General features: G+C 70.4%; 8 protein-coding genes. 4 read left to right on the top strand and 4 right to left on the bottom strand.

Annotated elements, in window-relative coordinates; genetic code table 11:
* The first annotated feature begins 245 nt into the window (after positions 1 to 245).
* Together ACZ37P_RS37515 and ACZ37P_RS37510 are read left to right on the top strand one after the other, a co-directional pair.
* Entirely contained in the window at positions 246 to 6,689 is a 6,444-nt protein-coding gene (locus tag ACZ37P_RS37515; protein ID WP_467350935.1) for an RHS repeat domain-containing protein, read from the top strand.
* A gap of 3 nt (positions 6,690 to 6,692) precedes the next feature.
* Positions 6,693 to 7,085, top strand: coding sequence for a hypothetical protein (locus ACZ37P_RS37510; RefSeq protein WP_355345589.1), 393 nt, complete (start codon positions 6,693 to 6,695; stop codon positions 7,083 to 7,085).
* Positions 7,086 to 7,109: 24 nt separating this feature from the next.
* On the opposite strand, the gene ACZ37P_RS37505 is transcribed toward ACZ37P_RS37510, so the two are convergent.
* Positions 7,110 to 7,478 carry a hypothetical protein gene (locus ACZ37P_RS37505; protein WP_355345586.1) on the bottom strand — a complete coding sequence of 123 codons (369 nt, stop codon included), beginning with the start codon at positions 7,476 to 7,478 and terminating at the stop codon, positions 7,110 to 7,112.
* Between the two features lie 18 nt (positions 7,479 to 7,496).
* Between ACZ37P_RS37505 and ACZ37P_RS37500 the strand changes: the two genes are divergently transcribed.
* Positions 7,497 to 8,354 (top strand): LysR family transcriptional regulator, encoded by an 858-nt coding sequence (locus ACZ37P_RS37500; protein WP_467350932.1) that lies wholly within the window; start codon positions 7,497 to 7,499, stop codon positions 8,352 to 8,354.
* Between the two features lie 140 nt (positions 8,355 to 8,494).
* Here ACZ37P_RS37500 and ACZ37P_RS37495 read toward each other — a convergent pair whose 3' ends face one another.
* Positions 8,495 to 8,917: a hypothetical protein gene (locus ACZ37P_RS37495; protein ID WP_355345580.1), complete on the bottom strand. Its 423-nt coding sequence runs from the start codon at positions 8,915 to 8,917 to the stop codon at positions 8,495 to 8,497.
* 564 nt (positions 8,918 to 9,481) lie between these two features.
* Between ACZ37P_RS37495 and ACZ37P_RS37490 the strand changes: the two genes are divergently transcribed.
* The gene (locus ACZ37P_RS37490; RefSeq protein WP_355345577.1) at positions 9,482 to 9,868 is read left to right on the top strand and encodes a DoxX family protein; all 387 of its coding nucleotides are present in this window, start codon (positions 9,482 to 9,484) and stop codon (positions 9,866 to 9,868) included.
* A 36-nt stretch (positions 9,869 to 9,904) separates the two neighbouring features.
* On the opposite strand, the gene ACZ37P_RS37485 is transcribed toward ACZ37P_RS37490, so the two are convergent.
* Positions 9,905 to 10,804 (bottom strand): bifunctional helix-turn-helix transcriptional regulator/GNAT family N-acetyltransferase, encoded by a 900-nt coding sequence (locus tag ACZ37P_RS37485; protein ID WP_467350929.1) that lies wholly within the window; start codon positions 10,802 to 10,804, stop codon positions 9,905 to 9,907.
* Positions 10,805 to 10,813: 9 nt separating this feature from the next.
* Positions 10,814 to 11,917: an MFS transporter gene (locus ACZ37P_RS37480; RefSeq protein ID WP_467350927.1), complete on the bottom strand. Its 1,104-nt coding sequence runs from the start codon at positions 11,915 to 11,917 to the stop codon at positions 10,814 to 10,816.
* Positions 11,918 to 11,958 lie beyond the last annotated feature (41 nt).

The following is an 11,958-nucleotide window of genomic DNA, read 5'->3' as shown; positions in this document are numbered from 1 at the left end:
GGGAACAGCAACCACCGCCGGGTGTCGGCGCTTATCAGGGCGCTCTCCCCCCACCCCCTCCCCCCCCCCCCCCCCCCCCCCCCCCACCAGACCCCCCCCCCCCCCCCCCCCCCCCCCCCCGGACGCGTGGCATTCGACGAAGTGACAGATCAGACACGTGCGCACGGGCGGAGCCCGGCGGCGGTTCGTGCTGCCGACGTCGGAAGACGGGGGCGCACACGGTGAGGGATGGGGACGGGACAAGCGTGAGCGACAGACGGACATCAACGGGCGGCGCGCGCGGCAAGGCCGCGCTGCTCGCCTGCGGAGCACTGGTGGCGGGCCTGCTGCAAGTGGCCGCGCTACCGGCGGCCCAGGCCGACGACATGCCGAGAACACCGTCCCCGGGCGTGCCCGTGGCCGGACACTCCAGCACCACGACGGCGCCCCGCGCCGAGGACGGCCTGCCGCACCGGGCCGACGACCGGGCCGCGGAGAAGTCCTGGGCCGCGCCCGGAACCGCCACGGTGACGCTGCCCGCCGCGCACGCCGAGCCCACGGCGGTGCGCGCCGGAAAGCTCCCGGTGACCCTCACCGTGCCGGCGGCGGCGACATCCGCCACGGTCAACGGCGCGGCCAAGGCGACGGCCCCGCCGTTGACCGGCGCCGCGACCGTACGCGTCCTGGACCGGAAGACCACGCGGGCCGCGGGCGTGGACGGCCTCCTGTTCACCGTCGCACCGCGGGCGGACGCCGCGGGCGGAACGGTCGGCGTCCGCGTGGACGACAGCGCGTACGCCCAGGCGTACGGCGGTGCCTACGCGGCCCGGCTGCGCCTGGTCACACTGCCCGCGTGCGCGCTGACCACCCCCGACAAGCCCGCCTGCACCACGCGGACCCCGGTCCGCGCCACGAACGACGCGGCAGCGCACACGCTGACCGCCGACGCGCTGACCCTGGCGTCCTCGGGCGTGCCCGGCACCGCGACGGTCCTCGCGGCCACCGCGGGCACGTCGAGCGACCACGGCGACTACACCGCCACCTCGCTGTCCCCGTCCTCGAACTGGAACGTCGGGCCCAACACCGGCTCCTTCACCTGGTCCTACGACATGCCCGCCCCCGACGTGCCGGGCAGCTTCACCCCGAAGGTCGGCCTGTCCTACGACTCCGGCAGCGTCGACGGCCGCACCAGCAGCACCAACAACCAGGCGTCCTGGGCCGGTGACGGCTTCGACCTGTCGCCCGGCTACATCGAGCGCAGCTACAAGTCCTGCGGCGACGAAGGCGCCAAGGACTCCTCGGGCAAGAAGTACGAGGACCTGTGCTGGGCGTACGACAACGCGTCGATCTCCTTCGACGGCCACTCCGGCCAGTTGGTCGCCACCGGCACCAACTCCTTCCGGATCAAGGGCGACGACGGCACGAAGGTCGACCGGGTCTACGGCACCTCCACCGACGTGCGCTCCAACGGCGCGCGCAACGACGAGTACTGGCGGCTGACGCTCACCGACGGCAGCCAGTACTACTTCGGCTACAACCGGCTGCCCGGCTGGGCGAGCGGCAAGGCGACCACCGACTCCACGTGGACCGTGCCGGTCTTCGGCAACAACGCCGACGAGCCGTGCCACGCCTCCACCTTCGCCAACTCCTGGTGCCAGCAGGGCTGGCGGTGGAATCTCGACTACTCCGTCGACCCGCACGGCAACGCCATCGCGTATTACTACACCAAGGAGACCAACTACTACGGCCGCGCCAGGACCGCCGCCAGCCCGACGACCTACGTCCGCGGCGGCTACCTGGACCACATCGACTACGGCTTGAAGTCCACCGCGATGTACTCGGCCAAGGCCCTCGCGCAGGTCGCCTTCACCAGCGGGGAGAGGTGCCTGTCCGCCACGGCGGGCGCCTGCGACGCCTCGAAGATCGACAACGCCGCCTCCCCCTGGTACGACACGCCGTGGGACCTCAACTGCAAGTCGACCGGCGACTGCCACTCCTTCGGCCCGTCCTTCTGGACCCGCGAGCGCCTGACCGCGGTCACCTCGCAGGTGCTCACCTCGGCCGGGAAGTACACCCCGGTCGACACGTGGAAGCTGGGCCACCAGTGGGGCATGGCCGACATCGACTACCAGTTGGAGCTGGCGTCGATCGAGCACACGGGCAACGCCGACACCCCCGAGGGCGCGCCCGACCTGACCATGCCGAAGATCACCTTCGGGTACGACCAGCGCACCAACCGGCTGGACATCCCCGGTGACAACACCTCGCCGTTCATCAAGGAACGCGTCTCGACCATCGACGACGAGACCGGCGGACAGACCGACATCACCTACTCCACCGCGGCCTGCGACGCCGCGCACCTGCCCACCCCCGACACCAACACCACGCTCTGCTTCCCGCAGTCCTTCACCAAGGAGGGCGACGAGGACCCGTCGCGCCAGTGGTTCAACAAGTACGTGGTGAAGCAGGTCATCCAGTCCGACCGCACCGCCTCCTCGCCCGACGAGGTCACCAGGTACGACTACCTCGGCGGGGCCGCCTGGCACTACGACTCCGACGACGGCATCACCAAGGAGAAGTACAAGTCCTGGTCCACCTGGCGCGGTTACGCCCACGTCCAGGTCGAGACCGGCGGCCAGGACCCGGCCGGCATGAGCTCGCGGACCGACCACTACTACCTGCGCGGCATGGACGCCGACAAGACGACCGGCGGCAAGCGCACCGTGACCGTCTCCGACGATAACGGCGGCACCATCACCGACCACGACTCGCTGGCGGGCGTCGAGTACAAGACCGAGCACTACTCCGGGCCCGACGGCAAGGTGCTGGACAAGACCGTCAACACCCCCTGGCACCACGAAACGGCCTCGGTCACCCGCAGTTGGGGCACCATCGCCGCGAATCTGACCGGCACCGCGGAGACCCGCGCCTGGACCTCCCTGGACAACGGCGCCGGTTCGTCGTGGCGGATCACCGACGTCACCCGGACCTTCGACAACACCGCGGGCCGCGTCCTGACCACCGACGACCACGGCGACATCTCCACCGCCGCCGACGACCGGTGCGCCACCACCACCTACGTCGACAACGCCACCGACTGGATCCTGGACAACCCCTCGCGGATTCTCACGGTCGCGGTGCCCTGCTCGGCGACCCCCGATTACACCAAGGACGTCCTGTCCGACATCCGCACCGCCTACGACGGCCACGCCTACGGAGCCGCGCCGACCGCGGGTGACGCCACGCACGTGGCGAGCCTGAAGTCCCACAACGGCACCACCGCCACCTACCTGGAGTCCGCCGCGGCCTACGACTCCTACGGCCGCGCCGTCTCGGCCACCGATCTGAGCGGCAACGTCACCGCGACCGTGACCGGCGCGCCCCAGCGCACCGACCGCACCGACGGCCGCGTCACCACCACGGTCTACGCCCCGGCGACCGGCTTCCCGACCACGACGACGGTCACCACACCGCCGGCCACCGCGGGAGACGCGAGCACCGCGCAGACCACCACCACGACCCTGGACCCCGTACGCGGGCTGCCCGTCACGGTCGTCGACACCAACGGCAAGCGCACCGACACCACATACGACGCGCTGGGCCGCAAGCTGAGGATCTGGCTGCCCGACCGCTCCAAGGCCAACAACCAGACGCCCAACTCCGCCTTCACGTACACACTGGCCGACGGCAAGCCCCCGGTGGTGGCCACCACGAGCCTCGCGGGCACCGGCACGCAGACCGCGTACGCGCTGTACGACGGCTTCCTGAGGGTCCGTCAGGCCCAGACGCCAGGGCCCAAGGGCGGCATGCTGGTCTCCGACACCTTCTACGACGAACGCGGCCTGCCCGCGAAGACCCTCGCCTCGTACTACGCGGCGAAGGCGCCCTCCACCGTGCTGTACAAGGTGGACGACGCGCTGTCGGTCGAGACGCAGACGTGGAACACCTACGACGGTCTCGGCCGGGTCGTCCGCAGCCAGCAGGTCGCGGGCAACGGCGACGGCGGCCAGGTCCTCGCGACCACCACCACGGCCTACGGCGGCGACCGCACCACGGTCACCCCGCCGAAGGGCGGCACACCGACCACCACGGTCGTGGACGCGGGCGGCAACGTCCGTGAGCTGGACCAGTACCAGGCCGCGACACCCACGGGCCCGTACGACAAGACGCTCTACGACTACACCCCGGCGGGCAAGCTCTCCAAGGTCACCGACGCGTCGGGCACCGTCTGGGAGTACCGCTACGACCAGCGCGGCAACCAGACCAAGGCGATCGACCCCGACAAGGGCACGACCGACTCCGGCTACGACGACCGCGGCCAACTGGTCTCCAGCACCGACCAGCGCGGCAAGAGCGTCACCCACCTCTACGACGGTCTCGGCCGGGAGACCGAGACCCACGACGGCGACGCGACCGGCCCGCTGCTGACCAAGCACGTGTGGGACCCGGCCGGTTTCAAGGGCCAGATCGCCTCGGCCGTCCGCTACGTCGGCGGCGCCACGGGCTCCGCGTACACCGTGGCCTACTCGCTGTACGACAACCTGTACCGCGCGCACCGCACGACGACCACGATCCCGGCGGCCGAAGGCGCGCTCGCCGGTTCCTACCAGGGCAATGTGCAGTACAACGCGGACGGCACCACGCAGTCCGTCGGCTACCCCGCGGCGGGCAGCCTGCCCGCGGAAGCGGTCACCCCGACCTACGACGAGGTGCTGCGGCCCAGCACGGTGTCCGGCTCCGGCGGCGCCACGTACACGACCAACACCACGTACAGCTACACCGGCCAGGCGCTCCAGTACACCTTCCAGGCGGCCGGGCAGAAGATGACCCAGGTCACCAACACCTACCAGTGGGGCACCCAGCGGCTGTCCAACTCCCGCGTCGACCGGCAGGACGTGCCGGGCACCGACAAGTCCGCCACGTACGGCTACGACCCGGCCGGTGACATCACCTCGCTCACCGACGTCTCCCGCGACGGCACCGACGCCCAGTGCTTCCAGTACGACTACCTGGGCCGGCTGACCGAGGCGTGGGCGCAGGGCTCGGCGGGCTGCGCGGCCACCCCGAGCGCCGCGGCACTCGGCGGCCCGGCCGCGTACTGGCAGTCCTTCGGCTACGACAAGGCGGGCGACCGCACCAAGGAGACGGACCACTCCGCCACCGGCGCCACCGCACAGGACACCGTCCGCGACTACTCCTACCCCGCCCCGACCGGCCCCCAGCCGCACACGCTCAGCCAGATGCGGACCACGGGCCCCGGCGGCAGCACGCTGAAGTCCTACACGTACGACGCGATCGGCGGCACCCAGACCAGCACGGTCGGCGCCGCCAAGCAGACCCAGGTGTGGGACACCGAGGGCCACCTGACCCAGGTGACCGCGGTCGACGGCAACGGCGCTACGAAGACCACCTCGTACGTCTACGACGCCGACGGCAACCGGCTGGTGGTCCGTACCGACAGCGGCAGCACGCTCTACCTCGGCGGCACCGAGGTCGCCCTCGCCAAGGGGTCGACCACACCGCGCGCCACCCGCTACTACGACCTCGGCGACGGCAACCAGGCGATGCGCACCGACGACAACAAGGTGTCGTTCCTGATCGCCGACAGCCAGGGCACCAGCCAACTCCAGATCAACGGCGCCGACCTGACCATGCAGCAGCGCCGTACCACCCCCTTCGGGGAACCGCGCGGCACGGCGCCGACCGCCTGGTCGGGGGACAAGGGCTTCGTCGGCGGCGTCAACGACCCGGGCACCGGCCTGACCCACCTCGGCGCCCGCGACTACGACCCGTCGACCGGCCGCTTCACCTCGGTCGACGCCGACCTCGACACCAGCGACCCGCAGTCGCTCAACGGCTACGCGTACGCGGGCAACGACCCCGTCTCCCAGAGCGACCCGACGGGCCTGTACACCTGCCGCAACGGTCACGAGGGCTGTGACGAGCACGGCAACGCCTGCGGCAAGGACTGCAGCGCGTGGGCGACCCAGACCGGTGACTGCGTGCACACCGAGTGCAGCAGCAGCAAGGTCAACCAGAACCCGTACGTCAGCCTCAAGACGCAGCGCAAGGTCTCCTACGCGCGACGCCACTGCGACGACCTGTGCGGCACCCTCGGCATCTCCTCGCCGAGGGAACACCGGTGGCAGGACCTGATCAAGGACCTGTACGGCGGCAACGCGCCGGAGCCCGAGCGGGACACGTACGCGGCCGCGCACGCGCAGGAGAAGTCCGTCGCCTTCTCGCCGCACCCGAGCTACAAATACACGATGTCCGAGCTGATCGGGCCCAACAGCCTCGGCACACCCGAGGAGATCATGGCCTACTTCAAGGCGCACCCGAAGGAGATGTTCCCGTTCAAGGTGACCGGCTGCGACGCCTTCACCCAGGGCGCGATGTGCACGCTGCACCCGGGTGACTCGATCGCGCACGGCCTCGGCCGGATCGCGGGCGGCCCCGGCAAGGTGAAGGTGTCCTTCAAGGACAAGACTTCCTTCACCTTCACGGTGACCAACAAGGGATACTTCGACGACGCCGGTTCGCAGATCAAGTTCTCGATCTCGTCCCGGAAGGACGGCGTGTACCTGACGCAGAAGGCGTACACGACGGGCTCGAACTGGTTCGCGTGGGCCGGGGTCAAGATGGGCGCCGCCAAGCAGCAGTGGCAGCAGCAGGCCCGCAATCTGCGGAACGCCATGGAGAACAAATAACGGATGACACGCACGACGCGTAGGGCCTGGCTGTCCTCGGCCCCATGGATCGCCGCCGCGGTGGCGACTCCGTGGGCGTCGAGGGCGGCCTCGCCCGTCGACCCCACGGTGGTCACCCTGCTGGCCGCCTTCGCCGCCGTCGGCGTCCTGGGCATCCCGCTGGGCGTCCGGCTCGGACGCCTGGGCGTCCGGCGGGAGGCCGTCGCCGTGGCCGCACTCGCGGTGGCCGGGGCGGCGGCCTCCTGCGCGGTCCGGATCGTCGGCGCCAGTGACGAGGGCCCGGCGGGCAAGGCGGCGATCGTCCTCGTGCTGGCCGCGCTCTTCGCGGTCCTGGCCCTGCCCCTGCCCGCCGTCGGCTTCGTCGTGGCGTGGGTGCGGCGGAAGCGCGCGCACTGAACACGCGCCCGCCCGGTCGGTCGGTCAGGCCAGCGGCTCGTGGTTGGCCCAGACGACCTGGTACGGGTAGCGGGCCTGCCAGCGGCTGATGAGTTCCTCGGTGCCGGGAATGGCGAAGGCCGCGTTGAGCGCGTCGAGGTCGGCGACGCCGATGTGGACGATCGCGGTGGCGGTGAACACCGGGCTGTGGTCGTCCGCGGGAACACGGATGTGGCGCCGGGCGGAGAAGGTACGCACGTGCCCGGAGCCCACCATCAGGCTTTCGATGTCCTTGAGGTATTGATCCAGGTCCGCGTCCGGGATCGACGGTTCGAACGAGACAATCATCGTGTGGCTGATCATGGGTCCATGGAACCGCCGCCCGGCCGCCACGTCCAAGACCTTCTGGATCATCGGCGATAACCTGAGGGCATGAGTGACCTGGAGACGCGCGAGCTGGAGTACTTCGTCGCGGTCGCCGAGGAACTGCACTTCGGCCGCGCCGCCGAGCGCCTGTCCATCGCGCAGCCCGCGCTGTCGAAGGCGATCCGGCGGGTCGAGTCGCGCCTCGGTGTCCTGCTCCTGACCCGTACGAGCCGCCATGTGGCGCTCACCCCGGCAGGGGAGGCGCTGCTGCACCACGGCCGCCACGCGCTCAACGCGGTCGGCGCGGCGGCCGAGAGCGCGCGCCGGGCCGGTGACGCGCGGGCCCAGCTGCGGCTGGTGATCAAGCCGGGCGGCGATGCCAATCTGCTGTCCGGGATCCTCGCCGCGTACGCGGAACGGCCGGACGCGCGCCGGGTGGACGTGCTGTTCGGCGGCGCCACCGACCGGGCCGACCACCTGCGGGACGGCAGGGCCGATGTGGCGCTGCTGTACGCGCCGTTCGACGACCTGACCGGGCTCGCGTCCGAGACGCTGTTCGTGGAGGGGCGGGTGGCGATCCTGCCGCGTGACCACCGGCTGGCCGGGCGTGCGCAGCTGCGGCTTGCGGATCTGGACGGCGAGACGCTGCCGCGCTGGCAGGGCGTGGGCTGGGCGGGTGTGCCCGACGACGGGAGCGGGCCGGAGGTCGCGGACGTGCCGCAGATGGTCCAGATGATCGTGCTGGGGCGGATGATCGCGGTGCTGCCGCGGTCGCTCGCCGAGCCGGCGCATCCGGGTCTGGTGTGCGTGCCGGTGACCGACGCGCCCACGAGCCGGCTGGTCGTGGCGTGGTCACGGAGCGACGACCGGGCGCTTGTCGCCTCGTTCGTACGGGCGGCGGTGGCAGCGGCGGGCAGGGCGTAGGCGTAGCGCGTGTGGTGCGCGGCGCGCACGCGTCGGTGCGCGAGAGCCGCGAGCCCGACCGCCGCCTCCACCGTACTGAGGGTGGGGCGGCGGTCCGGCCGGTGCCGCGTGTGGTGCGAGTGGTGCTGCGGACTGCCTGACTACCGGCCGACGCGCGGGAGGCTGTTGAGCTTGCCGGGCAGTGCGGTGTTCGTCTGCTGGGCCCGCATGAGAGCGAGGACCGCGCCGACACCGGCGAGGATCAGGCTCACCCAGAAGCTGAAGCCGTGGCCACCGGCCGGGCCGAAGTCGGAGTGCGCGAAGATCGCGATCAGGTACAGGACGAAGCCCACCGCGAAGCCGACGAAGGTCAGCATGCGGTCGGGCGCGGGCAGCGTGACGGTGGGCACGAAGAGGCTGACCGCGAGCACCGCGGCGCTGAGCACCGTGATGACCATCGCGAACCAGGCTATGAACAGCCCGTGGCTGAAGTGCCAGGCACTCCAACTCACGCTGCCGAGGTTGATGCCGTAACCGCTCCCGAAATCCCAGGAGTAGTAGTCGAAGAACGAGAAGATCAACACAATGAACCCGATACCGAGAATTGCCCAGTCGAGTCGGTTGACCGAAGCCGGGTCGAAAGAACCCCCGGACGGGCCGCTCGCGCTCGGCGGCTGAGTCGGTGGGCCCGGCGGCGGTACATCGTGCGACATGGTGACTTGTCTCCCTGCTGACGTCGTTCTACGAACACTCGGGGGCTGAGAATAGCGGTACGTCACCCCACCCCGTAAGCAGGTTGGACCGACCTGCATCACATGGGTTCAATTGGTCGCTTTGTTACGTGTGGGGACGCCAGTGGCGGGAGTCGACTTCTCGGTCCCACGGGTTCTGTGGGGAGGGTAAAAGGGGTGAAAGCGGCCCGCGCGAGGTTCAAGCATGCGCAAATTCGGCGTATTTGGCCGCGCCCGGTCCCGTGCCCGTCCTGCCATCGTGCCGCCCCCGGTCCTGCCCTCGCCCCACGCCTGTTCCTGCCTTCGTCCCGCGCCCGTTCCCGCCTTCGTCCCGCGCCGTTTCCGCTGGCGTGTCACAGGGCGCGGCGGCTGTCTCGTCCTACGGGACACAGGCAATTCCCGATCAAGGAGCGGACGATGAACCTCGCGCTGTGGATCGTCACCGGGCTGCTGGCCGCGGTGGCACTGACCGGCGGTGTTTCCAAAGCCTTCATTCCCAAGGACAAACTGACCGCTACTCACGGCGGCGGCTGGACAGGCGACGCCAGTGTCACCTTCGTCAAATCCCTCGGCGTCCTCGAACTCCTCGCCGCTTTCGGCCTCATCCTTCCCGCCGCTCTCGACGTGGCCCCCTTCTTCGTTCCCGTCACCGCGATCTGCTGGTGCCTCCTGATGGTCGGCGCGATGACCACCCACGCCCGTCGCCCGGCCGAAGCCCCCTTCGTCCTCCTCAACCTCTTCTATCTCTGCCTGGCCCTGTTCATCACCTGGGGCCGCCTCGGCCCCCACCCCTTCACCGGCTGAGGCCGCAGTGGCCGCGGCCCTCGTAGCGGTGGGGACTCATCCCGACGGCGGTGTGGTGATCCGCTTCTCGAACCAGTGGTGGGCGTACGGCTCGTCGTTGAAGGCCGCGACCTCCTCGAAACCGCAGGAGCGGTACAGGCTGATCGCGGCGTTCAGCGCCTTGTTGGTGTCAAGGCGCAGCAGGTCGCGGCCGTCGCGGGCGGCCCGCAGTTCCAGTTCGGCCAGGAAGCGGCGGCCGAGGCCGAGTCTGCGGGCCCGCGGCGCGACCCACATGCGCTTGATCTCGGCCGGGGCCCCCGGCGGCAGCTTCAGACCGGCGCAGCCGACCGGCTCACCGTGCAGCCGGGCGACCAGGAAGAGGCCGTGCGGCGACCGGAGTTCACCGGCGTCGGGCAGGAGACTGCGCGCGGGATCGAAACCGTCGTCGAAGCGTTCGCGCAACTCGGCGAAGTAGGACCGCATGCAGTGCTCGGCGTCGGGGTGGTCCGGGTCGACGACGTCCAGCGTGACCGTCGCGGCGGTCAGCAGCCGGTCGACCTCGGCCATGGCGGCGACCAGCCGGGAGCGCTGGACGGCGTTGAGCGGCTCCAGCAGGGAACCCGCCAGTTCGTCACTGCGACCGTCGAGCACCGCGCGCTCGGCGCGACCGGCGTCGGTGAGCCGGACCGTGCGCACCCGTCTGTCGCGGGGCAGCGGCTCCACCGTCACCAGCCCGTCCGTCTCCAGGGAGCGCAGCAGACGGCTGACGTATCCCGAGTCGAGACCGAGCCGTTCGCGCAACCGGCGTACGTCCTGGCCCCGTTCGCCGATCTCCCACAGGAGCCGGGCCTCACCGATCGGCCGGTCCCGGCCCAGATAACGGTCGTGGAGCACGCCCACGCGCTCGGTAACGGTGCGGTTGAACCGCCGCACCTGGGCGATCTCTCGTGCGTCCATTCTCTGACTCTAGTCAGAGAAGTCCCATCGGACCAGAGGTGACCGATCCACGTCGCTCCCCGGTGCCTCCGGTCGTAGGACCGTGTGGAGGAGCGCCGCCGAGCCGGTGGGGGTGCGGGTGCGCAGGTTGATCAGGGTCAGCGCCAGCGGGAAGGTGGACGGACCGACGCCGAGCAGGCAGGCCCACAGCAGCGGCGCCTTCATGGGGGCCAGCAGCAGGCCGGTGAAGGCGATCACGAACGAGAAGAAACCGATCAGCACCAGCGGGAACGGGTTCTGCATGCGAACCGCCATCGACGGAATGACCAGCGACGGCAGCAGGCCCAGCGCCGAGAACACGGCCACCATCACGCCGCCGAACGCGGGCGTGCCACCGGCCTCGACCACGATGCGCGGCAGCCAGGTGAACATCGAGTAGGTCATCAGCGAGGTCATGCCGAACATCAGCGTCATGCTCCAGCCCAGCGACGTGCGCCAGACCTTGCCATGCGGCTGCGCGGTGGGGTCGGTGGCGTCGGCCTGCGGCTTCGGCGCGCGCCTGGCCAGCACCAGCCAGGGCAGTGCGGCGGCCAGTGCCAGAAGCGCCCACATACCCAGCGACACGCGCCAGCCGGCAGCGTTGGCCATCGGCACCGCGAGCAGCGCCGGCAGCATCGTGCCCAGCTGCAGCACGCTGATGTAGAGCGTACTCATGGTGCCGACCTTGTTGGCGAAGTAACGCTTCACCAGCGGCGGCACCACCACGTTGCCGATGCCCATGCCGGCCAGCGCCAGCACCGAACCCAGCAACAGCGTACCGACGTTGCCGGCGCTGGAACGCAGCAGCAGGCCGGCCATTGCCATCACCATTGCCAGCAGGGTGGTGCGTTCCAGGCCCAGGCGCCGCGCCAGTGCCGGCGTGCCCACGCCGAACAGCGCGAACGAGGCGGTCGGCAGCATGCCCAGCACGCCGGTCATGGTGGTGCCGAAGCCGAACTGCTGGCCGAGCACGTCCAGCAGCGGGGTGATCGAGGTGACCGCAGTGCGCAGGTTGACTGCTGCCAGCAGGATCGCGGCAAACGCGAGGACGCGACCGTGCAGCAGCGACGGCGAATCAGAAGTGGAGGAACTCATCGGTGGTCCTTGCAGGTGTCGCATGCCGCAGCAACGGCATG

This window comes from Streptomyces sp. NPDC024632 (genome assembly GCF_055559175.1).
The sequence above is the reverse complement of the archived record's forward strand: the minus strand, read 5'-3'. Positions and strand labels throughout refer to the sequence as shown.

What these genes read in the sequence shown, in the direction of transcription:
- ACZ37P_RS37510 (WP_355345589.1), top strand. Translation starts at nt 6,693, where the DNA reads ATGACACGCACGACGCGTAGGGCCTGGCTGTCCTCGGCCCCATGGATC.
- ACZ37P_RS37505 (WP_355345586.1), bottom strand. Translation starts at nt 7,478, where the DNA reads ATGATCCAGAAGGTCTTGGACGTGGCGGCCGGGCGGCGGTTCCATGGA.
- ACZ37P_RS37500 (WP_467350932.1), top strand. Translation starts at nt 7,497, where the DNA reads ATGAGTGACCTGGAGACGCGCGAGCTGGAGTACTTCGTCGCGGTCGCC.
- ACZ37P_RS37490 (WP_355345577.1), top strand. Translation starts at nt 9,482, where the DNA reads ATGAACCTCGCGCTGTGGATCGTCACCGGGCTGCTGGCCGCGGTGGCA.
- ACZ37P_RS37485 (WP_467350929.1), bottom strand. Translation starts at nt 10,804, where the DNA reads ATGGACGCACGAGAGATCGCCCAGGTGCGGCGGTTCAACCGCACCGTT.
- ACZ37P_RS37480 (WP_467350927.1), bottom strand. Translation starts at nt 11,917, where the DNA reads ATGAGTTCCTCCACTTCTGATTCGCCGTCGCTGCTGCACGGTCGCGTC.